The 23261-nt window shown below is 64.5% G+C and carries 16 protein-coding genes; 6 read left to right on the top strand and 10 right to left on the bottom strand.

All coding sequences use genetic code 11. The features are described 5' to 3' along the window. Positions 1-706 precede the first annotated feature (706 nt). A complete protein-coding gene (locus tag Q4F91_RS03820) occupies positions 707-988 on the top strand; it encodes an HU family DNA-binding protein (protein WP_303334716.1) in 282 nt (93 codons plus the stop codon). Between the two features lie 112 nt (positions 989-1100). On the opposite strand, the gene Q4F91_RS03815 is transcribed toward Q4F91_RS03820, so the two are convergent. The 3 genes from Q4F91_RS03815 to Q4F91_RS03805 all read right to left on the bottom strand — a co-directional run bounded on the left by Q4F91_RS03815 (position 1101) and on the right by Q4F91_RS03805 (position 4396). Continuing rightward, positions 1101-1907, bottom strand: coding sequence for an anaerobic ribonucleoside-triphosphate reductase activating protein (locus Q4F91_RS03815; protein ID WP_303334714.1), 807 nt, complete (start codon positions 1905-1907; stop codon positions 1101-1103). Between the two features lie 37 nt (positions 1908-1944). Further along, positions 1945-2142, bottom strand: coding sequence for an anaerobic ribonucleoside-triphosphate reductase (gene nrdD / locus Q4F91_RS03810; protein WP_303334712.1), 198 nt, complete (start codon positions 2140-2142; stop codon positions 1945-1947). Positions 2143-2353: 211 nt separating this feature from the next. Beyond that, positions 2354-4396, bottom strand: a complete 2043-nt coding sequence (locus tag Q4F91_RS03805; protein WP_303334710.1) for a ribonucleoside triphosphate reductase — start codon at positions 4394-4396, stop codon at positions 2354-2356. Positions 4397-6101: 1705 nt separating this feature from the next. On the opposite strand from Q4F91_RS03805, the gene Q4F91_RS03800 reads away from it, so the two are divergent. The 4 genes from Q4F91_RS03800 to guaA all read left to right on the top strand — a co-directional run bounded on the left by Q4F91_RS03800 (position 6102) and on the right by guaA (position 13686). Further along, positions 6102-7967, top strand: a complete 1866-nt coding sequence (locus Q4F91_RS03800; RefSeq protein ID WP_303334708.1) for a long-chain fatty acid--CoA ligase — start codon at positions 6102-6104, stop codon at positions 7965-7967. Positions 7968-8070: 103 nt separating this feature from the next. Next, a complete protein-coding gene (locus tag Q4F91_RS03795) occupies positions 8071-9906 on the top strand; it encodes a long-chain fatty acid--CoA ligase (protein ID WP_303334706.1) in 1836 nt (611 codons plus the stop codon). A 405-nt stretch (positions 9907-10311) separates the two neighbouring features. Beyond that, positions 10312-11781, top strand: a complete 1470-nt coding sequence (guaB, locus tag Q4F91_RS03790; protein WP_303334704.1) for an IMP dehydrogenase — start codon at positions 10312-10314, stop codon at positions 11779-11781. A gap of 333 nt (positions 11782-12114) precedes the next feature. Further along, entirely contained in the window at positions 12115-13686 is a 1572-nt protein-coding gene (gene guaA / locus Q4F91_RS03785) for a glutamine-hydrolyzing GMP synthase (protein WP_303334702.1), read from the top strand. Between the two features lie 170 nt (positions 13687-13856). On the opposite strand, the gene Q4F91_RS03780 is transcribed toward guaA, so the two are convergent. The 4 genes from Q4F91_RS03780 to pncB all read right to left on the bottom strand — a co-directional run bounded on the left by Q4F91_RS03780 (position 13857) and on the right by pncB (position 19625). Next, on the bottom strand, positions 13857-14807 hold the full coding sequence (locus tag Q4F91_RS03780) for an ABC transporter substrate-binding protein (protein WP_303334700.1): 951 nt from the start codon (positions 14805-14807) through the stop codon (positions 13857-13859). A gap of 176 nt (positions 14808-14983) precedes the next feature. After that, on the bottom strand, positions 14984-16558 hold the full coding sequence (locus Q4F91_RS03775; RefSeq protein ID WP_303334698.1) for an ATP-binding cassette domain-containing protein: 1575 nt from the start codon (positions 16556-16558) through the stop codon (positions 14984-14986). A 188-nt stretch (positions 16559-16746) separates the two neighbouring features. Further along, entirely contained in the window at positions 16747-18159 is a 1413-nt protein-coding gene (locus tag Q4F91_RS03770) for a sodium:proton antiporter (protein WP_303334696.1), read from the bottom strand. A gap of 269 nt (positions 18160-18428) precedes the next feature. Beyond that, the gene (gene pncB / locus Q4F91_RS03765; RefSeq protein ID WP_303334694.1) at positions 18429-19625 is read right to left on the bottom strand and encodes a nicotinate phosphoribosyltransferase; all 1197 of its coding nucleotides are present in this window, start codon (positions 19623-19625) and stop codon (positions 18429-18431) included. 167 nt (positions 19626-19792) lie between these two features. Here pncB and Q4F91_RS03760 point away from each other — a divergent pair, with 167 nt between their 5' ends. Next, positions 19793-20470: an HAD family phosphatase gene (locus Q4F91_RS03760; protein WP_303334692.1), complete on the top strand. Its 678-nt coding sequence runs from the start codon at positions 19793-19795 to the stop codon at positions 20468-20470. 72 nt (positions 20471-20542) lie between these two features. On the opposite strand, the gene Q4F91_RS03755 is transcribed toward Q4F91_RS03760, so the two are convergent. The 3 genes from Q4F91_RS03755 to Q4F91_RS03745 form a co-directional block, all read right to left on the bottom strand. Further along, a complete protein-coding gene (locus tag Q4F91_RS03755; RefSeq protein WP_303334690.1) occupies positions 20543-21274 on the bottom strand; it encodes a YitT family protein in 732 nt (243 codons plus the stop codon). 503 nt (positions 21275-21777) lie between these two features. After that, positions 21778-22566 (bottom strand): Crp/Fnr family transcriptional regulator, encoded by a 789-nt coding sequence (locus Q4F91_RS03750; protein ID WP_303334689.1) that lies wholly within the window; start codon positions 22564-22566, stop codon positions 21778-21780. A 17-nt stretch (positions 22567-22583) separates the two neighbouring features. Beyond that, positions 22584-22931: a hypothetical protein gene (locus Q4F91_RS03745; protein ID WP_303334687.1), complete on the bottom strand. Its 348-nt coding sequence runs from the start codon at positions 22929-22931 to the stop codon at positions 22584-22586. Positions 22932-23261: the final 330 nt, after the last annotated feature.

Here is a 23261-nt window from a genome sequence, read left to right as displayed (position 1 = left end):
GGGGGCAGGGCGTCGTGCGCCCGCGGCTCCACTCTGCTTTCATGAAAAAAGAGAGTCATTGTCCGACTGTCCTTGAGCGACTTACCGCTGAAGAACATCGGACGGCTCGTCCGTCCGATGTTCTCCAGCATCGGGTGAAAGTGAAAACCTTCACCCTCCGCCGGTCTTGCGTCGAAGCAATGACTCTAAAACTACCACCAAAGGAGATGTCTCGGTTGCCCGGGACAGCTGTCGCGATTTCCGCGACAGGTTCATTATCTACCCGGAACCACCTCAATGTCATCAAAACTGAATGTTTCTCCTGTTAAAAATTTCGAATGTTTGTCCTTCCTCAATTCGCATCGGCGCGACACCGTCTGCCTTAACATAAAACCCCTATACCTCTAGAGGTACATAGGGTTTTCCCTGATCGAATACCTAGAAAGGGGTTTTCCCTAACATGCCCAAAGTGTCACACAAGAACAGTCTCGTCCATTGTTTTCCGGTGCTAAAGTTAGGGGACAACTAGATTTTTTCTGCCCAGAGGCATCTGTCTGGCCGGTCCTGAGGAAGGCGAAATCCCGCTCTTTCCTACGCTCTCAGGCCTTCACAGGCAGCCTCCCCCTTTTGGCAGCCCGTCCGCGGCTCGGGTGCACCGGCTGCAGCATCCGGACCAGAAGTCCCTGCACTCCCGCGGATCCTTCGTATCTTCAGGAAAACCACATCAATGAACCGCAATCAACTCGTCGACCGCGTCGCAGCACGCAACACTGCCAGCAAGGCAGAGGTTGACCGCATCATCGTGAGCGCCCTCGAGGAGATCATCGCCGCCGTCCGGGCCGGCGAGACCGTCACACTGATCGGGTTCGGCACCTTCAAGAGTGTTGAAAGTGCCCCGCGCATGGGTCGCAATCCCTCCACGGGCGAGCAGATCCGCATTCCTTCGCAGAGAAAGCCGAAGTTCACGCCCGGCGTCACCTTCAAGGAACTCCTGAACGAGGAACTCTGAGAACCTTCTCCACCGGCCCGGGATCCGACTCCCCGTCCCGGCCTCCGAATATGAAGACAGCCTGCCTTCCCATGATGGAAAGCAGGCTGTTTCAGTTTCTGCGCTCCCGGCGTCAGCGGTCGTTGCGCCGTTCGATGAACTTCGGGAAGAGCGCCTCAAGGCGCGCCTTCGTCTCCGGGGCCGGATAGTCCGAGCCCACCGCCGGGAAGGCCGAGAAGAGGCCGCCGTTGGGCTTGCGGTAGATCTGGAGCGCGAAGGTATCGACGCCCTCGGCGTGGAGCCATTCCGCGAGTTCAAGGAGCTTCCCGTCCGGGAGATAGTCCGGATGGGCCGTCGTGCGGCACTCGAGCGCGACGCCGCTCTCACGGATCATGCGGAAGCTTTCGAGAAAATGCGCGGCCGAGTGCGCGCGGCCCGTGACGCGGTCGTAGAGCGCGGCGTCCGTCGGGGGCGCCTTCACATCGAGCCCGACCCAGTCGAGCATCGGGAGCACCTCGGCGAGGCGCTTCGGGATGATGCCTCCCGTGTGCAGCCCCACGGCGTAGCCCATCGCCTTCACGGCGGCGACGGCGGCTTTGAGCGCCGGATCCGCGCAGGGCTCGCCCCCGGAGAAGACGACGCCGTCGAGGAGCCCCTTCCTTTTCCTGAGGAGCGCCTCGAGCTTCTCCCACGAGTCGTGCTCGAGCGCCGGGTCGAACTCGGTGGGCTGCATCCAGGGGTTCTGGCAGTACACGCACCGCCAGGGGCAGCCCTGGAGGAACGCGACCGCGGAAAGCTTCCCCGGAAAATCGATGGTCGTGAAAGGCGTGATCCCGGCAACGCGAAGCCGCGAGGCCGGGATCACATCAGAGTGTTCCGACGGTGCCGCGGGTTCGAGCGGAATGACCCCTCGTGCCGCTGCGGCATCCATGTCGGTCATCTCTATATCAAGGTTTCTCTGTCGACGAAGGATTCGATCAGCGGCCGCAGCAGGGGCGGGCGATCTCACCGTGGGCGTCGGCGCGCTGCTCGGTGAAGCAGACACGCTCCTGGAACTCGCCCTTCTTGCCGATGTTGAAGCTCTGAACCGGACGGTGGTAGCCCATCACGCGGGTCCAGACCTCGCACTTCTGGCGCTCGTTGTCCTTGAGTTCAATCGTTTCGTTCTCAGCCATTTTGAGACTCCTTCAAATAGTTTTTCCGCCGCCCCTGCCTCCGGGTCTCGGGAGCCCGGTCTTCCGGGGCGGCTGTCAGTTTTTTCGGTCCGTCCATCATATCAGCCCGGAGGCGGAAACGGGGACGTCGAAATGTTTCAAAACCCTATATGTGGTAGTTTCGATTCAAAGAAACCACAACATATGGTGTGCCGGTTGATCCCGACCCAAATCAGCTCGCGGCGTGCGCGGGCGTGCCGGCGGCACCGGCCGCGAGACGGCGCTTGCGGGCGATCAGCTCGGCGTCGCACTTCGGGCAGAAGTCGTGACGGCCGGAGAGATAGCCGTGCTTCGGGCAGATCGAGAAGGTCGGCGTGATGGTGATGTAGGGCAGGCGGAAGTTCGTGAGCGTGCGGCGCACGAGATCGCGGCAGGCCTCGGGGGAGCTGACGGCCTCGTTCATGTAGAGGTGGAGCACCGTGCCGCCCGTGTACTTGCGCTGCAGGTCGTCCTGGCGCTCGAGCGCCTCGAAGGGATCGTCGGTGAAGTTCACCGGGAGCTGCGAGGAGTTCGTGTAGTACGGATTCGTCGGGGTGCCGGCCTGCAGGATGCCCGGGAAGCGCTTGCGGTCTTCCTTGGCGAAGCGGTAGGTCGTGCCCTCGGCCGGCGTGGCCTCGAGGTTGTACATGTGGTCCGTCTCCTCCTGGAACTCCACGAGGCGGGCGCGCACATGGTCGAGGAACTCGAGCGCGAAGGCGTGGCCGGCGTCCGTCGTGATGTTCTCCGCGTCGTCGGTGAAGTTGCGGATCATCTCGTTGATGCCGTTGACGCCGATCGTCGAGAAGTGGTTGCGCAGCGTGCCGAGGTAGCGCTTGGTGTACGGGAAGAGACCCTGGTCGATGTGACGCTGGATCACCTTGCGCTTGATCTCGAGGCTGGTCTTGGCGAGCTCAAGGAGGTAGTCAAGGCGCTCGTAGAGATGCTCCTTGTCGTGCTTGAAGAGAAAGCCGAGGCGCGCGCAGTTGATCGTGACGACGCCGAGCGAGCCCGTCTGCTCCGCGGAGCCGAAGAGGCCGTTGCCGCGCTTCAGGAGCTCGCGCAGGTCGAGCTGCAGGCGGCAGCACATCGAGCGGATCATGTTGGGCTTGAGCTCCGAATTGATGAAGTTCTGGAAGTACGGCAGACCGTAGCGGGCGGTCATGTCGAAGAGCTTCAGCGCGTTGGGGCTCTCCCAGTCGAAGTCCGGGGTGATGTTGTAGGTCGGGATCGGGAACGTGAACACACGGCCCTTCGCGTCGCCCTTCATCATGACCTCGATGTAGGCGCGGTTGATCATGTCCATCTCGGCCTGGAGTTCGCCGTAGGTGAAGGGCATGGTCTCGCCGCCGATGAGCGGGTGCTCCTTCTTCAGGTCCTCGGGGCAGGTCCAGTCGAACGTGAGGTTCGTGAACGGGGTCTGCGTGCCCCAGCGCGAGGGCACGTTGAGGTTGTAGATGAGCTCCTGCATGCACTGGAGAACCTCGGTGTAGGGGAGGTTGTCCTTGCGGATGAAGGGGGCGAGATAGGTGTCGAACGACGAGAACGCCTGGGCGCCGGCCCACTCGTTCTGCATCGTGCCGAGGAAGTTGACGATCTGGCCCGTGGCGGACGAGAGATGCTTCGGGGCATCGGCCTCGACCTTGCCGGCCACACCGTTCAGACCCTCCTGGAGGAGCGTGCGCAGCGACCAGCCGGCGCAGTAGCCCGAGAGCATGTCGAGGTCGTGCACGTGCACGTCGGCCTCGCGGTGGGCGCGGCCCACCTCGGCCGGGTAGATGTAGTTGAGCCAGTAGTTGGCGACGACCTTGCCCGAGACGTTGAGGATGAGGCCGCCCAAGGAGTAGCCCTGGTTGGCGTTGGCGTTCACGCGCCAGTCGAGCTGGTCGAGGTACTCGTTGATCGAGCTCTCGACGTTCACCCAGCTCTTCTTCGCGTCACGCACCTTGGCGCGCGACTCGCGGTAGACGATGTAGGCGCGCAGCGTCGTGAAATGGCCCGTCTCGAAGAGCGCGTGCTCGACGGCGTCCTGCACCCACTCGATGCTCGGCGTGCGGGCGGCGTCGTGATGGGCGAGACGCGGAAGAACGTGGTCGGTGACGATGGCGCGCGCGGCGTCCTCGTCGAACTCCTTCGTGGCGCGGCCGGCCTTGGCCACGGCCTTCACGATCTTCTCGACATCAAAATAACGGACGGAACCGTCACGCTTCAGGAGGTGCTGGGGGAGTGCGCTGGTCATCTCGAGCTCGTTTACCTAAAGAAATCAACAATTAAGAAAACAACAACCTATAGTGGCCCACAGGCAGGTGAGTCACTATAGGTTGTGGTCGTGATCAATCGACGGGGGAAACTATATCAGAGCCCGGCAGGCGCCGCCTCACCCGTTCGAGGTGTCCGGACCTAGGGCCCTCGGGCTCCTCCCCTGCCCTGCGCGGCGCGTCAGGGATGAGGCTCATCGTATCAGGGTTTTCCCTAAGTTTGAGGATCATTCGGCCTGCACACCCCCTGTGCGGCGGGTTCCGGCCGGGGCCATACAAGGGATTTTCCTCAGTGCCGGTCTAATCAAAACCTCCTAGAATTGCCCTCGGATCAATTCCTCCTTTCCGGCTCCCACCGAGCCGGTTAGGCGTGCGTCGACATCGGGCGCTTCCGAGGGGCTGTATTGGAATGTCCGCCTCGCCAGAGGCCGGCATTGCTAATGCAAGCATGCCGCGTCCGAATGTTGTTCCGGCCCGCGCTGCTGACCAAGGCAGAGCGGGCTTTTTTTCTGCCCGGCGGTCCCGGATCTTCCAGCAGAGCAATCCGCGTGCCCGGTTCCGGCCCCGGTTGAGAGCCGTTCTCAGCAGCCGCGCCGCAGGCGGATCGCAGGGAATACGCATAAATACGCAGTCGGGTGTCCCCCGGATTCCGGTCCTGCGGCGAGTGTTCAGGAGGCACGTCCAATTTGACTTTTGTCAAGGCTTCGTTATTTCCCGGCCTCGGACCGGGGGCCGGGAGCGGCGCGGAAGGCCTCCCGGAACAGGCTGCCCAACATGCCTCCATCCCCCCGTGGGGATTTCCCTCATAAGCTCCTGATGAGAGGGAATCCGGCGCCCGGGGATTTCGTCACCGGACGAATCATGAGAGGAGCGTTCCCCGGCCACGGATGCGACGGCGAGGGCGAGAGGGGGACCTGGAGGAAGGGAGACGCACCGGAGGGCCCGCAGGAACGCGCCCGCGGCGCAGTGGGAAGCTTCCCGCGGCCCGGGGCGGGACCGGATGCAGGGGAGACGGCGACAGGGCCCGGAGAGGGCGGCGGACGGAAGAGAGGAGGAGAAAAACGCAGACAAAGGAAAGGGCTGACGACATCCCTTGCTGTCGTCAGCCCTTTTGTATTTGCAGCTTCATTCAGATGATGCAGGACCAACCACACCATTTGTAAGCGTTTGAGGAGCAACGCATGTGCATTTGTTCTGCTGCAGGACGAAAGTTACACGCCTCCGGCCTTTCTCGCAAACCCGCAGAACAGCGCCGAAATCGCACCAATGCCGTGCAATTTGAGGGTTTACCACTACTCCAATTTCTTATGCGCACCATGATGGTGCTCAGCAAAATTCACTCGATGCGAAAAACATACGTGAATACACGTAACTTTCGTGACCAGTCCCCCGGGGCCTATACACCCGTCCGGGTGTAGGGCCCGGCGAGACCCGGGCGTCACACCGTCCGAACGGCCTAGTCCGGGAAACCTGACCACAGGTCCCCGCACCGATACAATTCCAGTTTTGGGGGTCTCTCGCATAAAGATGTGACCGCCCCTCACGAATCTCCCGTTCGGGCCCGCCCCAGGTTCCGGCCCTGCGACCAACACTGCCAATCAACTCTCTAGAAGAAGAGGCGGCGCCCGTCTCCCGCAGGGAGACCGCAAACAGTCTCCTTTCAGGCGCGCCCGCCCCCAGACGGTCATGACACAGAACTCCACGATTGAAGAAGGACTTGAGCGCATCCGCGAACTCGACGTGCTCGCCACGATTCCCGAGCTCCTCGCGCATCAGGTCGAGAAGCGTCCCGACGCCATCGGATGGAAGTCCTGGGACAACAAGAAGAAGCTCTGGTGCGACTGGACCTTCCGTCAGGGCTATGACGAGGTCGAGCGCTGGCGCCACGCTCTCGCGGGCATGGGCCTCGCGCGCGGCGCGCGTGCGGCGATGCTGCTGCCGAACTGCATGGAGGCGGTGCTCTTTGACCAGTCGGTGCTCGCCAACGCCCTCACCCCGGTGCCGCTGCACGCGATCGACACGCCGAAGTCCTCGGCCTACATCCTGAACGACTCCGGGGCCGAGCTCCTCGTCACGAACAAGAAGCTCAAGTGGCGCCAGATCCGCGAGACGGGCGACTTCCCGAACCTCAAGCTCGTCGTCATCACCGACGACGAGTTCTGCGACGATCCGGACGCCGCCATCCCGACGATGTCGCTCGAGACGTGGCTCAGCCAGACGCCGACGGCGCCGCTCCCCCCGGGCCCGCGCCCGACGGACCTCGCAGCCCTCGTCTACACCTCGGGCACGACCGGCAACCCGAAGGGCGTGATGCTCACGCACAGGAACGTCCTCTCGAACCTCAAGGGCGTTCTGAAGAGCCTGCAGCCCCGCTCCGACGAGGTGCTTCTCTCGTTCCTGCCGCTCTCGCACACCTTCGAGCGCACGGCGTCCTACTACCTCGCCGTCGGCATCGGCCTCACGCTCGCCTTCAACCGCTCGATCGCGCTCCTCGCCGACGACCTGAAGACGATCCGCCCGACGCTGCTGATGAGCGTGCCGCGCGTCTACGACATGATCTACGGCAAACTGCGCGACGGACTCGCCAAGCAGTCGAAGGTCGTGCAGTACATGTTCAACTGGGCCGTCGAGGTGGGCTGGCGGCGCGTGTGCCGCGAGAACAACCTCCCCGTCGAGCCCTCGGGCCGCGCCTGGCTCGATCCGCTCGTCGCCGGCTTCCTCGACCGCAAGGTGGGCAAGAAACTGCGCGACGTGTTCGGCGACCGCATCCATCTCTACATCTCGGGCGGCGCGGCGCTCAATCCCGCCGTGGCGAAGGTGTTCCTGGGCCTGGGCGTTCCCATCTACCAGGGCTACGGCATGACCGAGACCTCGCCCATCATCGCGGTGAACCGCGTGGGCTCGAACCACCCGAACACCGTGGGTCCCGCCGTCGACAACCTCGAGGTGAGGCTCTCGCCCGAAGGCGAGCTCCAGGTGCGCGGCCCCTCCGTGATGCAGGGCTACTGGAACCGCGAGGACGCGACCAAGGCCATCCTCTCCGACGACGGCTGGCTCTCCACGGGCGACATCGCCGAGATCTACTCCGACGGCCACATCCGCATCACCGGCCGCATCAAGGAGATCATCGTGACGAGCACGGGCGAGAAGGTTCCGCCCGCCGACCTCGAGGCCGCGATCGAGACCGATCCGCTCTTCGCGCAGACGATGGCCGTGGGCGACGACCGCATCTGCATCGGCTTGGTCGCCGTCGTGAACCCGGTCGAGTTCGAGAAGCTCTGCGAGACGCTCGGCCTCGACCCGAAGGACGAGGCGTCCTACAAGGCCCGCGAGGTGAGGCAGGCCGCGATCAAGCGCATCCGCAAGGCCGCCTCCGACTTCCCGAACTACGGCGTGCCGCGCGTCGTGACGCTCTTGAAGGACCCGTGGACCATCGACAACGGGCTGCTCACGCCGACGCTCAAGATCAAGCGCAACCAGATCGTCCGCCGCTGGCACGAGGAAATCGACGCCATGTTCGACGAGATCACGCCGAAGAAGAAGAGCAGCTGATCAAGAGAGCCGCTCTGAAATAGAAAAGAAGAAAACCGGGAGCCCTTCCCCTCACCACAGGGCTCCCCCACCCTACAGAACCACCGCAGGGTAACGAAAGAATATGAACGCACCCACCACGTCACGCCTCGAGGGCGAAACGATTCCGCAGTTTCTGAGGAACACCGCCGCGAAGTTTCCCGAGAGGGAGGCCTTCCGGCAGTTCGACTACGCGGAGAACGCCTGGATATCCGTGACGTGGGGCGAGTTCATGCTCGACGTGATGCGCTGGCGCCGCGCCTTCCACGCAGCGGGCATGAAGCCCGGCGACCGCGTGGCGATGCTGCTCACGAACTGCATCGAGGCGGTGACCTTCGACGACGCCGCGCTCTGGGACTCGCTCGTCCCGGTGCCCCTCCACGCGATCGACACGCCGGGGTCCTCGGCCTACATCCTCAACGATTCCGGCAGCCGCATCCTCGTCACCTCGTCGCGCGCCCGCTGGAACGCGATCAAGGACGCCGCGGAGTCGTTCCCCGCGCTCGAGGAGGTCGTGCTCATCAATGACCTCGCCGACGACTATGTGAACGGCGTCCACGTGATGGGCGTCGAGGCCTGGCTCGCCCGCGGCAACGGCATCCCCGACGAGGAGCTGCCGCCCGAGCCGGCGCCCGACTCGCTCGCGGGCTTCATCTACACCTCCGGCACGACGGGGCGCCCCAAGGGCGTGATGCTCACGCACAGGAACCTCGTCGCGAACGTCCGCCAGATCCACACCGTCATCAGCATCAACGAGGAGGACGTGTACCTCTCGTTCCTGCCCTTCTCGCACACCTTCGAGCGCACGGTCGCGCACTACACCGCGCTCTCGAAGGGCGCCGCGATGGTCTTCGCCCGCTCGGTCTCGCACATCGAGAGCGACCTCGTGGACGTGAAGCCCACGCTCATGTGCACGGTGCCCCGAGTGCTCGAGCGCATCTACCAGAAGCGGCAGCTGGCGCTTTCCAAGGAGAACGAGCACGACCAGTACATCGCCGCCTGGGCGGCCGAGGCCGGCTGGCGCCGGTTCTGCCGCGAGAACGGACTGCCCGTCGAGGAGAGCGAGCGCGCGCACTTGGATGACACGGTTCTGCCGACCCTCGACGAGGACGTGGGCGCGAAGGTCCGCGCGGCCTTCGGCGGCCGTTTCAAGGCGATCCTCGCCGGCGGCGCCTGCCTCAACTACACCGTCGCGAAGTTCTTCTGCGCGATGGGGCTCCCGATCCGCCAGGTCTACGGCCTCACCGAGACCTCGCCCGTGATCAGCATCTCGACCTCCGCGATGAACCACCCCGAGACCGTGGGCTGGCCGCTCGGCACGACCGAGGTCAAGCTCGGCGACAACGACGAGCTGATGATCCGCGGCCCGCAGGTGATGAAGGGCTACTGGAAGCGCGAGGCCGACACGGCTCGCGTGCTCACCCCCGACGGCTGGTTCCACACGGGCGACCAGGCGGACTTGTCCGACGGCGGCCGCATCCGCATCAAGGGCCGCATCAAGGAGATCATCGTGACGAGCACGGGCGAGAAGATCGCCCCCGTGGACCTCGAGTTCGCGATCCAGGAGGATCCGCTCTTCGAGCAGGTCTTCGTCTGCGGCGAGAACCGCCCGTTCATCACCGCGCTCACCGTGGTCTCCCCCGATCACTGGAAGAACCTCTGCGCCGAGATGGAGCTCGACCCCGAGTCGCCCGCGACGCTCACGAACCGCGCGATGATGAGGCTTGTGCTCAAGCGCGTGCGCGCCGCCGCGAAGGACTTCCCCTCCTACGGCATCCCGCGCTCGATCGCGATCCTGCGCGAGCCCTTCACGGTGGAGAGCGGACTCCTCACCCCGACCATGAAGCCCAAGCGCCCGAAGTTCCTCGAGCACTTCCACGACCTGATCGAGTCGATCTACGCGGGCCACCCGGGCGCCTGATCACCCGGGCCCGTGGAGCCGCAGTCACCGCGCGAGGGCGCCGTGCTTCAGGGCCGGCGCCCTTCGTGTCTCCGCGAACCTGGACGACCGTCCCGGGGGCCTGAGGGGGTGATCCCGTTATTGAGCGAGGCCAAATTTCTTTCCGCCGCAGCCCCACGGAGAGGGCAAAAATCATTACACTGCGTGCGCAAACCAATCTCGGATTTTTCCTTCTCCTGGTGCAACCCTCGCGCAATGCGGCATCCTGGGAAGGATTTAGTGCACCGTGCGACTGCGGACAGCACCGCCTGCCCCCGCACAGTGTCCTGACAGCTTTCAGACGTGCCTGACGAGAAGCGCGGCCCCAGCCCGAAGCGGCAGCCGGCGGATCGGACGGTCGATTTTTTTTTGTCCTCAGAGGTTGTTATGCGACTCCTTCAGACGGCTCTTACGTTCGACGACGTACTGCTCGTTCCTGCCTATTCGGAAGTTCTTCCCCGCGACGTCGCCCTTCAGACGCGCCTCACCCGCTCGCTCTCGATCAATATCCCGATGGTCTCCGCCGCCATGGACACCGTCTCGGAAGCGAAGCTCGCCATCACGCTCGCCCAGGAAGGCGGCGTCGGCTTCATCCACAAGAACATGACTGCTGACCAGCAGGCCGCCGAGGTCGCCAAGGTCAAGCGCCACGAGGCCGGCGTCGTCGCCGAGCCGATCACCATCGGGCCCGAGATGCTCGTCGGTGACGTGATTGCGCTCGCCCGCGAGCACCGCATCTCCGGTCTCCCGGTCGTCGCCGAGGACGGCACCGTGCTCGGCATGGTCACCAACCGTGACCTCCGCTTCGAAACCCGCATGAGCGTTCCCGTCCGCGAGGTCATGACCCCGCGCGAGCGCCTCGTCACGGTTCACGAAGGCGCCTCCCTCGAGGAAGCCAAGAACCTGATGCACCGTCATCGCCTCGAGCGCGTGCTCGTCGTCACGAACGACTTCCACCTCGCGGGCCTGATGACCGTCAAGGACATCACCAAGGCCACCGACCATCCGTTCGCCGCCAAGGACGCCAAGGGCAAGCTCCTCGCGGGCGCCGCCGTCTCCGTCGGCCACGGCACCGAGGAGCGCATTGAGAAGCTCGTCGACGCCGGCGTTGACGTGATCGTCGTCGACACGGCCCACGGCCACTCCAAGGGCGTTCTCGACCGCGTCAAGTGGGTCAAGACGCACTACCCGGATCTGCAGGTGATCGGCGGCAACGTCGCCACCGGCGAGGCCGCTCTCGCCCTCGTCGAGCACGGCGCCGACGGCGTCAAGGTCGGTATCGGCCCGGGCTCCATCTGCACGACGCGTATCGTTGCGGGTGTCGGCGTTCCGCAGATCTCCGCGGTGAGCAACGTCGCCGAGGCCCTCCAGGGCACGGGCGTTCCCTGCATCGCCGACGGCGGCATCCGCTTCTCGGGCGACATCGCCAAGGCGATCGCCGCGGGCGCCTCGACCGTCATGATGGGCGGCATGTTCGCCGGCACCGAGGAAGCCCCGGGTGAAGTGATCCTCTACCAGGGCCGCTCCTACAAGTCCTACCGCGGCATGGGCTCGCTCGGCGCCATGGGCAAGGGTTCGGCCGACCGCTACTTCCAGGACAACAACCAGGGCAACCTCGACAAGCTCGTTCCGGAAGGCATCGAAGGCATGGTCCCGTTCAAGGGCAGCGTCTCCACGATCATCTATCAGATGATCGGCGGTCTGCGCTCCGCCATGGGCTACTGCGGCTGCCGCACGATCGACGAGATGCGCACCCGCGCCCGCTTCGTGCAGATCACCGCCGGCGGCCTGCGTGAGTCCCACGTCCATGACGTGAAGATCACGAAGGAAGCCCCGAACTATCGCCAGGCCAACTAATCCGTCCTGACGACATGGAAGCGCGCCGCTCGAACTTGAAACCCGGGCGGCGCGATTCACTTTTCCGGGGAGGTGCTTTTCCTCCTCCCCACCCAAGATGAAAGAGGCGCTGCGGGCACCTCCGGTCCCCGGGCGAAATCCCTGCGGCCGCGAGCGTCCGAGGCGCCTTTTCTCATTCGATCCCCAGCCGTTTTGCTATAGTCACGCGCGCGGATGCGAGGCCGGACCACCGCTGAAACCCGTCCTTCCGTCGAGCCCCCGGGTTCCGGGCCGCGGGTTCAGAAAAGCCTCTCCGCCAAAGACAAGATTCCTTCCATTCGGAGTTACCGCCCGATGCAAACCTCTCATGACCGCATTCTGATCCTGGACTTCGGCAGCCAGGTCACGCAGCTGATCGCCCGCCGCGTCCGCGAGGCCCACGTCTACTGCGAAGTCCACCCGAACGACGTCTCCGCGGACTTCATCCGCGAGTTCGCCCCGAAGGGCATCATCCTCTCGGGCTCGCACATGAGCGCCTACGAGGAGTCGAACGACCAGGCGAGCGAAGCCGTCTTCACCGCCGGCGTCCCGGTTCTCGGCATCTGCTACGGCATGCAGACGATGGCCCAGCAGCTCGGCGGCAAGGTCGAGAGCGGCGCGAAGCGTGAGTTCGGCTACGCCGAAGTGCGCGCCCGCAGCCACTCCGCCCTTCTCGAGGGCATCGAGGACTTCAAGAGCGCCGCGAACGAAGGCATGCTCCGCGTCTGGATGTCCCACGGCGACAAGGTGACCGAGCTCCCGCCGGGCTTCAAGGTGATGTGCTCCACGCCCTCCTGCCCGATCGCCGGCATGTTCGACCCGGCCCGCAACTTCTACGGCGTGCAGTTCCACCCCGAGGTCACGCACACCGTCCAGGGCCGTGCGATCCTCAACCGCTTCGTGCTCGACATCTGCAAGTGCTCGCCCGACTGGATCATGGGCAACTTCGTCAACGAGGCCGTCGAGGCAATCCGCGCCCAGACCGGCGACGACGAGGTGATCCTCGGCCTCTCGGGCGGCGTTGACTCCTCCGTCACCGCGGCCCTCATCCACCGCGCCATCGGCGACCGCCTCACCTGCGTCTTCGTCGACAACGGCCTTCTTCGCAAGGGCGAGCGCGAGCAGGTCCAGGAGACGTTCGAGAAGAACATGGGCCTGAAGCTCATCGTCGTCGACGCCATCGACCGCTTCATGACCGCTCTGGCCGGCGTCTCCGACCCCGAGCAGAAGCGCAAGATCATCGGCCGCGAGTTCGTGAACGTCTTCCAGGCCGAGGCCGAGAAGATCGTCAACGCCAAGTGGCTCGCCCAGGGCACGATCTACCCGGACGTGATCGAATCGGCCGGCGCCAAGACCAAGAAGGCCAAGGTGATCAAGAGCCACCACAACGTGGGCGGCCTCCCGGAGACGCTGCACCTGAAGCTCCTCGAGCCGCTGCGCAGCCTCTTCAAGGACGAGGTCCGCGAGCTCGGCATCGAGCTCGGGCTGCCCGCCGAGATGGTCTATCGTCACCCGTTCCCGGGCCCGGGCCTCGGCGTCCGCATCCTCGGCGAAGTCAAGAAGGAATACGCCGATCTTCTGCGCGAAGCCGACGCGATCTTCATCGAGGAACTCCGCAAGGCCGACCTCTACGACAAGGTGAGCCAGGCCTTCGTGGTCTTCCTCCCGGTGAAGTCCGTGGGCGTCATGGGCGACGGCCGCACCTACGAGTGGGTGGTGAGCCTGCGCTCGGTGCAGACCTCCGACTTCATGACCGCCAAGTGGAGCGAACTGCCCTACGACCTCCTCGGCACGGTCTCGAACCGCATCATCAACGAGGTCCGCGGCATCAACCGCGTCGTCTACGACGTGAGCGGGAAGCCCCCTGCCACGATTGAGTGGGAATAATTCGGCAGAGCTCCGACCCACAGATTGACGAAGACCCCGGTGATTCTCAAGTCGCCGGGGTCTTTGCTTGTCATGAAACGAAAGCCGCCCGGATGCATGCGCTCATCGGACGGCTTCGTCGTCTTCAGAGGACGCTCACGCGTCCCACGGTCTCATTCAGTGCTGTCGCATCACTTCGTCGCGGACGGGAGCAGAAGCGAGCGGACGTCAATCTTCTTCTCCATCATGCCGTTCTCGAGGAGGAACTGCTGATCGGCCTCGAGGCCCTTCACATCGGCCTCGGTGAGCGTGTCATAGAAGCCGGACCAGTTGAAGAGCTTCTCGGCGTTCTCGATCGAGATGCCCTGCTCCTTGGCGCCCATGGCGAGGGCCTCGGCCTTGTTCGCGCGAATCCAGGCAAGCGCGGCACGGTTCGTGGCGACCACCTTCTCGAAGGCCTCCGGGTACTGCTCGACGAAGGCGCGGCGCACCGTCATCACGAGGTTCGGAGAGACATAGCCCTCGCACGTGGCGATGGTGTTGGCACCCGAGGCGTTGGCCTTGATGATGAGGCCGGCGGCGACGAGACCCGCGTCGGCGTTGCCTGAGACAACCGCGGTCATGGCGGCGGCCGGATCCATGCTGATGAAGTCGACGTCAGAGATCTTCATGCCTTCCTTCAGGAGGGCGGCCACGAGGAGCTGGTGCAGGACGGTGCCCTTCGGGCCCACGACCTTCTTGCCCTTCAAGTCCTTCACGGTGTAGTTGGCGCCGGGCTTGCCGATAATCGCGAAGATCTCCTTGGGGTGGCCGACGCCCGTCGCGATGGCGATCGGGTTGCCGGCGCCGGCGGCCATCAGCACGCTCGCGGTGTTCATCACGGCCGAGAAGTCGAGGTCGCCGGAGGCCATCGCCTGGCCCTGCACGGCGCCCGAGTTGATCACGCGCCAGTTGATCTTGACGCCGTCGGCCTTGAAGGCCTCCTCGAGCATGCCGCGCTCCTTCATCACGATGTTCTGAAGGTTGAAGGGCGACTTCACGTAGGTGATCGAGATCTGCTCGGGCATGGCAGCCGAGACGGCGGTGGAGAGGATGGCGCTCGCGGTGACGGCCACCGTGGCAAGAAGGGTCCTGAGTTTCATGGCGAAAAATCCTTGTTCAGAAAGGTGCAGCGGAGCCCGTTGCGAGAAGCCGCCGCGTTCTTCCCCGTTTGAGAATTGATCGCAATTTTAGTCCTCCCTTCCGCCGGAAGAACTAGATGGAGACTGTAAGCCGCCGCCGATAGTGAGCGCACACTCCCGCCCATCGGCCCCAAGATTCAGCGCCTCATGAGGAGGTCGAGGATCCGTTCCTCGAGCTCCGCGACGCCGGGCGAGGAGAGCCGGCGCGGCCGCGGAAGATCCACCTCGAACCGTTCGCACCCGCCCTGCGGGTCGAGGATCACGGCGGCGTCGGCCATGCGCACGGCCTCGCGCACGTCGTGGGTGATCATCAGCACGGTCATCTGCCGCTGCGAGAACACCCGGATGCTCTCGTCCTGCAGTTCCTGGCGCGTGAGGGCGTCGAGTGCGCCGAAGGGCTCGTCCATCAGGAGCACCTCCGGGTCGGCGGCGAGCGCCCGGGCGAAGCCCGCCCGCTGCTGCTGCCCGCCCGAGAGTTCGTCGGGGTAGCGCTCGGCAAGGCCCTCGAGGCCCACGAGCCGGATCGCCTCCGCGACCTTTGCGTGAGTGAGCGCCTGCTCTCCCATCTTTCCCACGAGTGCAAGGGCGACGTTCTCACGCACCGTCTTCCAGGGGAGCAGCGTCGGCTCCTGGAACACCATCGAGAGGCGCGGCGACTTACCCGCCTCTCCCGTGAAGCGGATCGAGCCGCTCCGAGCCTCGAGGAGCCCGGCGACGGTCTTCAGAAGCGTGGTCTTTCCGCACCCGGATCGCCCGAGGATCGCCGTGATGCAGCCCGCCGCCACCGAGAGCGAGAGCCCGTCGATGGGCGGCTTCGCGAGCCCCGGATAGGTGACGGTGAGATCCTTGATCTCAATGCCCGGGAGTTTCCCGGGTTCAGCCCCGGCCCCCGCGGGCGCCCCGCTCTCCGTCTCTGCGGAGTGAGCGTCCGCTCTCTCGGAAACCGCTCTCGCAGAGCGGCCGGCCTTCCTCTGGGCGCCGGGCGTGAAGCGGCGGGCGATGCGCTGGAAGAACGCGTCGCAGAGAATACCGAGCACCGCGATCGTGAGGATGCCGACGATGACGACGTCGGTGCGGGCAAGCGCGGAGGCGTCCTCGATCAAGTACCCGAGGCCGGCCGCGGCCGCGATGAGTTCCGAGCCCACGAGCGCGCGCCACGCGTAGCCGAAGCCCAGCCGCAGGCCCGTGAGGATCCCGGGCGCCGCGCCGGGGAGCAGGATGTGCTTCACCATCTCCCGCTCACTCAGGCCGAGCACGCGGGCGAGATCCCGGTAGGCGCCGCTCACGCTCCTTGTCGCCGAGAGCGCGGAGAGGTAGACGGGAAAGAAGCTCGCCAGGACCACGATCGCGAGCTTCGGCGCCTCGTCAATGCCGAGCCAGAGGATGAGGAGCGGCACGAGGGAGAGCGGCGGGATCACGCGCAGCGCCTCGAGCACGAGCGAGAGCGAGCGCTCGACCACGTCGTTCCTGCTCACGACGAAGGCGAGCACGAGCGCGACCGAGGACGAGATCAGGAACCCAGTGAAGACGCGCAGCATCGAGGTGCCGGCGTGCTGCAGGAGTTCCCCTGAGACGAGGAGCTGCACGAAGCGCCGTCCCACCTGCTCCGGGCTCGGCAGGAGCAGCGCGGGCACGTTCCCGAAGTGCGTCACCGCCCACCAGAGGGCGAGGAGCACGAGAGGGAGAACCGCGGGGAGGAGCTTCTTCATCATCAGTGAGGGGAATCGAATCCTGAGAAATCCGGAAGTCCGGGAACGGTGAGCCCCGGACGATATTCCGGAAGTCTAGACGCACCGCGGGCGCCCGGGAGGCTTCGAAGCCCCCGCGGACGCCCGCGGTTTTCCGGCCGGCCCCCTGAAGGGATTCAGGAGGCTCCGGTCATGGGGTGGTCAGATGCCGATCAGGCGAGGAAGACCATGTCCATGATGAAGAAGACCGGCACGAGGATGCAGACCGACCAGACTATGTAGCCGAAGAAGGACGGCATCTTGACGCCGCGCTCGTTGCAGATCGAGACGGTCATGAAGTTCGGGGCGTTGCCGATGTAGGAGATGGCGCCGCAGAACACCGCACCCATCGAGATCGCCATCAGCGTGCGGGCATCGGTCGTCATGAGGACGGAAGGATCGCCGCCGGCGAGGTTGAAGAAGGCGAGGTAGGTCGGGGCGTTGTCCAGGAACGCGGAGAGCGAGCCCGTGAGCCAGAAGAAGACCGTGTTGTTGAACGAGCCGTCGGCGTTCGTGACGAGCGCCACGAGCGGGGCGAAGGCGCCGTTGTGGCCGGCGCGGAGCATCTCGAGCACCGGCACGATGCAGCAGAAGATGCCGAAGAAGAGCTTCGCGACCTCAAGGATCGGATCCCACGAGAAGTGGTTGGCCTCACGCGTGGCCTTCGTCGTGAGCACGAGCGAGGCGCCGGCGATGATGAGGAAGAGCGCGTCACGGCAGATCGACTCGAGGGCGAAGTGCACGCCCTGGAACTCGAACTCGACGCCCGGGTGCCAGAAGCCCGACATCAGCACGGAGCCGATGATGCAGGCGAGCAGCAGGATGTTGATGCCGCCCTCGATCGCGAACTTCTGGTTCGAGTCGGCGGGCTTGTAGCCGTCAGCCACGTCCTTCTTGTATTGAATCGAGTCGATCACGAAGTAGATCGCGAGCAGGATCACGAGGGTGAAGATCCAGGGCACGATGAGATGCGAGGCCGTCCAGAAGAAGTCAACGCCCTTCAGGAAGCCGAGGAAGAGAGGAGGATCACCGAGCGGGGTGAGGCAGCCGCCCACGTTCGCCACGAGGAAGATGAAGAAGACGAAGGTCTGAATGACGCGCTTGCGGCCGCGGTTCGCCTCAATGAGCGGGCGGATCAGCAGCATCGCGGCGCCCGTCGTGCCCATGAAGTTGGCGATGACGGCGCCGAGCGCAAGGAAGCAGACGTTCACGACGGGCTTGCCCACGAAGGAGCCCTTGATGTGAATGCCGCCCGCGACCACGAAGAGCGCGCCCACGAAGATGATGAAGGGCACGTAGTCGGCGAGGAGCACGTGCACGATCGCGTGGTAGCCCGTCGCGAAGTCAACGAGCACGCAGAGCGGGACGGCGCAGCAGAGCGCCCAGAACACGGACACCTTGCCGAAGTGGTGATGCCAGAACTCGGCGGCGAAGAGCGGACAGAGGGCGATACAGAGCAGAATTCCGGCGAACGGAATTGCCCAGCCGAGCCCGAGGGCGCTGCCGTCGAGACCGGCTGCATGAGCGGGCAGAGCGCAGAGCGCTGAAAGTGCGACGGCGAGACGCGCGGCGTTGGAGAACGTCACGGGGAACCTCCCTAGCTTGGGGTGGGATTGGAAGAAATTTTTGTGATCCCTCGCCTCGGATTCCCTGTCTCTCAAAGGACATTCGGCCGGGAAAGGGTTCAGGACGGATCGGTTCTTCCCCGGGGTCACGGCCGCAGGAGCTTTACACAGTGCGGAAACATTGACCTAGGGCAGATACGAATCTTCTAACCTTACACCGAAAAGGGCGCCGGTGAGGCGCCCTTTTGCGAGATTTCAATTAGGTAGATTTACCGAAATGTGCTTTTGGCTTATCTCTTAGGGGTAATCTCGGGTTCGTCCATGCGGAAGACCTGTCTCAGGTAACGCACGTACTCCTCGTTCTCGCACATGCCCTTCTCAGGCGAGTCGGAGATCTTCGCGACGGGCTGCCCGTTGCACTCGACCATCTTGATGACGACGTTCAGGGCCTGCGGGCCGCGGTCATTCATCAGGTTCGTGCCGATGCCGAAGCCGAGGCCCACGCGGCCGTTGAAGCGCCGCCAGAGCTCGAGGGTCTTCGGGATCGTGAGGCCGTCGGAGAAGATGAGGCACTTCGCCCGCGGGTCGCACTTGTTCGCCTTCCAGTGCTCGATCATGCGCTCGCCCCAGACGAAGGGATCGCCCGAGTCGTGGCGCGCGCCGTCGAAGAGCTTGCAGAAGTACATGTCGAAGTCCTCGAGGAAGGGCTTCATGCCGTAGACGTCCGAGAGCGCGATGCCGAGGTCGCCGCGATACTCCTTCGCCCACTGCTCGAAGCCGAAGACCTGGCTGTCGCGCAGGCGCGGCCCCAGGGCCTGGCAGGCCTGGAGGTACTCGTGGGCCATCGTGCCGAGCGGGGTGAGCCCGAGCTCGCGCGCGAAGAGCACGTTCGAGGTGCCCGAGAGCCTCTCGCCCAGGTTTTCCTTCAGCGCGACGATCACCTTGCGCTGCCAGTCGCGCGAGAAGCGGCGGCGCGTGCCGTAGTCCGAGATGCGCAGTTCCTCGGCGTCGGGCTCGTTGTTGAGGAGCTCGATCTTCTCGTTCAGCCTCCGCCAGCCCTCGTCCTCCGTGAGACCGGGAAAGCGCCCTCGGAAGTAGACCTCGTTGACGATCGCGAGCACCGGGATCTCGAAGAGGATCGTGTGCAGCCACGGGCCCCGGATACGGATGTCGATGCCGCAGGGCTGGCTCGGATCGCGCACGACCGAGATGTACTTGCGCTTCAGGTGGAAGAGCGACAGGAACTCGATGTAGTCGGCCTTCATGAAGCGCAGGTCGCGCAGGTACTCGAGCTCGGCCTCGGAGAAATAGAGCCTGCAGAGGTGATCGAGCTCCGCGTTGATCTCGTCGACGAAGGGCGCGAGATCGACGCCCGGCGTGCGGCACTTGAAGCGGTACTGCACCTCCGCGGCGGGGAACTGGTGCAGCACGCACTGCTGCATCGTGAATTTGTAGAGATCCGTGTCAAGCAGGGATTCAATGATCATGCGGCGTGCTCCTGGGGAGTCCTCCCGGGCTCCCTCAGATTTTCTTGGTTAAGTCTTAGAAGTGTAACCTTCGCGGGCTATCATCACTGCGCTTTCAACTCGTAAACATCCGCCCGTTTCCACCGGTTGCAATTTGTCCTGCCAGCCTGACGAAGAAAACCTCCGCCATGACCGACTTCCGCAAGCTTCTCCTGCTCGACTGCGACGGCGTGCTCGCCGACACCGAGGAAATCTCCTGCGGCGCCGTCGCCGCGGCCTTCACCGAGGCCGGGGTGCCGATTTCGACCCCGGAGGCCGTGCATCTCTTCACGGGCACGGACCGCGTCTACCTCACGGAATGGCTGATTGACCATGGCGTCACCGACAAGGAGGCGCTCGCGCAGGCCTTCGCGAGAAAGGACGAGCTCACGCTGCGCGGCATCCGCGAGGAACTGCCGCCCGGGCCCGACACGGTCGCGGCACTTGAAAGACTGGCGGCAAAGGGCGTGACGCTCGCCGTCACCAGCAACAGCATCCACGGGCGGCTTGAGCTCACGCTCGAGAAGATCGGGGTGCTCCCGCTCGTCGAGGGGAGAGTCTTCAGCGCGGCGGACGTGCCGCGCGGCAAGCCCGCGCCCGACCTTCATCTCCTCGCCTGCCGCAGCTGCGGGTTCGAGCCCGCCGAGGCGGTGGTGATCGATGACTCGACCGCCGGCGTCCGGGGCGGCGTCGCGGCCGGCATCCGGTCCGTGGGCTTCACGCGCTGGGCGGAGGACCGGGAGGCCGCGGCCGCGAAGCTCCGCGCGGCCGGCGCCTGCGGCGTCATCAATTCGATCGGAGAGATCGCGCCCTTCCTCGGGCTCTGATCAATCTACGCCCCTGAAGGAGAGGCGCCGGAAAAGTCCTCAGGCTCTTCCACTCCCGGAGTGACCGCTCACTTACTTGAGCTTCACCTCGTGAGGCTCGGTCTCTTCCTTCGGCAGCGGCACCTCGCGCGGCTCGACCACCTTCGGGGCGGGCGTGAGACGCGTGAAGAGCTTGTCGATCAGCTTCGCGAAGAGGCCGATCATCACGGCGGAGACGAGGGTGCCCTCGCGGATCGCCTCGATGTGGCCGAGGAAGAGGATGCCCATCAGCGCGGCGACGACCGTGAGCGAAACGTCATTGCAGATCTTCATCGTGCCGAAGGACTTGTGCGAGAGGGCCGCGGCGACGATCACGAGACCCTCGCCCGGCTGCACGATCGTCTTCGAGCGGATCTGCAGCACGGTGCCGAGCGCGAGCACCACATTGCCGAAGAGGCTCATCGCCGCGGCGACGAACCAGTTGGGCGGAATGAGGCCGCCCACGAGATGCATCGCGAAGTCGATGAAGACGCCGAAGACGAAGCCCACGGGGATCTGGATGAGGTTTATCGGGCGGTAGCGCTTTCTGAGCAGAATGATCTGCCCCGCGACGAAGGCGAAGTTGAGGATCACCGTGCACATGCCGAAGCTGATGCCGGTGATGGCCGCGCCCGTGTACGGAACGGTGCTGATCGGCGTGGTGCCGAGGCCCGCCGTGGTGGTGAAGCCGATGCCGAGTGCCGCGAGGAACATGCCCACAAGGAGCAGCAGGATGCGGCCGAGAAGGTTGCGAAAGCGACGGGGAGAAGGCGGGCGCAGCGTCATTTTTTTTCTTTTTCTGTCAGTTTGTTCCCGGGATCAGGGGAAAGAAAGCGACGCCGGTCCAAAAAGAAGACCGGCGTCGCGCGCGGAAAATAAAGTTCAGAGCCGACCGGCGTCCGAGGTGCCTGAAGTCGGTCAGGGCAGTCGCCGTCAGGCGGAAGGTCGGGAAGGATACAACTTCTCGGGAGCAGCCGTTCGCGGAAGCCGGGGCGAGGAGCGCCTTCCTCTGAAGTGCGTTTCTCCTGTCAGCGTCCGGAAGGACGGCAGGGGTTTCAGACGGAGGGCACTCCTCATTGAAGTGCGTGAGAAACGTGAACCGGGTGCCGCTGTCAGTGACTGTCCGTCAGTCACTCTGAGGAGCGCGGAGCAGTTCACACAAGGAAACGTCTCACGGGTCCTTATTGAAGCGCATACGCGATGAGGAGAGTGTTTGCCACTCAACACTTGAGGCAGTTTCGCTCAAAAGATTTTTTTGAGCCCCCGCCGCCGGCGGGGTCGGCGCGGCCTCAGTCTTCCCTGGGGCAGAGCTCGGGAGGCAGAATCTGCGGCGAATAGAGGCGGTCCATCCGCGGCTCGGCCATGAGGCCGCTCGGCTGCACGCCGGTTCCGCGGCCCCAGTCCCAGATGTTCTCGAAGAGCTTCCCGTGGACGAGGAGCCTGCGGCCTTCCTTGCGGGCGAGGCCGGCCTTCACCCACTCGCCCACCTTGGTCGAGACCCAGCTGCGGTTGGCGGAGATGATCCGCGAGAGCTCCGTGATGGTGAGGCCGAGCGGGCACTCGTTCCAGCCGTCGTTCCTCAATTCCGAGAAGCTCGAGATCGCCGAGATGAGGAAGACGCGCAGCCGCGAGTCCATGTCGAGCGTGAAGTTCGCAAGCATGCCCTCGATCACCGACTCCTCCTTGAGGATCGCGAGGTCGGCGTAGAGCTGCATCGTGTCGATCGACTGCCTCAGCCCCGCGATGAAGGTCTTCCGGGGAACCAGCAGAACCGTTGACGGGCGGATGAACTCCACCATGACGTTGACGCGGTGCGGATTGAGGGCGTCCAGATCCGCGAGGCACCTGCCCGGCGCGAGAAGCGCGAAGATGTGGAGCTGCTTCATCACGTCCATGCAGGAGAAGGTGGCGAGCCCGCTCACGAGGTAGCCCACCTGCGCGGTGTCGCCGAGGCCCCCGTGCGGCATGCCGGAGCCCTTCGGGTAGTCACGGCGCTTGCCGTGCCGCTTGAATATCTCGGCGATCGGTGCGGGCTCGGGCGGAAACACCCAGGGCCGCATGCGGAAGACCTGGCGCATCGATCCTCCGGCAGGCTTCAGTGGATGCGCCTGAAGCCGGGCACGTGTCCTTCCCAGGGAGCCGGGACGGTGTGCACGCCGTGCTGGGCGCAGTCAACGCTCGGCAGCCTGCAGTGCAGGTAGCAGCCGCGGTCGCAGAAATTCTCATGCCACCAGAGGTGCTCGCTCGAGCCGTGGACCCGGAGCTCGGTCTCGACACACCCTTCGGCGGGGCAGTTGAACCGCGCGCTCGCCTCGAAATCGATCCAGATGTGCAGCACCTTGCCCAGGCCGGGCTCCGGGTGGAACTCGTACTTCGAGACGAACCAGGGTTCGTGGATCCCCAGTGCGGAGGCGAAGATCGAGTTGGCGTCAATGTTCTGCATGGATCTCAGGACGGAAAGTCTGCGGGCGCTTCCCTCAAAAGGAGCGCCTCATTTTTTTGCGGGCGGTCAATTTTTAATTTTCCCCCGCGGGGGCGGTTCATTTCAAGCGCCCTCCCGGCCCGGATTTCCCTGAGGACATGTTCAGAACCATGTGCCGGGCGACTTTTCCGGTCGGCCCCCTTGCTTGATTCAGACGACGGAATGCAATTTCACCGGGCCCTGTTTTGGGCGAAAATTCGGGTATACCCATTGCCGGCCGACGCAGCCGGTGTCTCCGCTCCCCCGGACCGTTCCCTCGCCGTTCGGAGCGCTTCCGGCCGGAGATCCGCC

It is taken from the genome of Sutterella sp. (genome assembly GCF_030539355.1).
Lineage (GTDB): Bacteria > Pseudomonadota > Gammaproteobacteria > Burkholderiales > Burkholderiaceae_F > Sutterella.
This window is presented reverse-complemented; position numbering and strand designations above follow the sequence as displayed.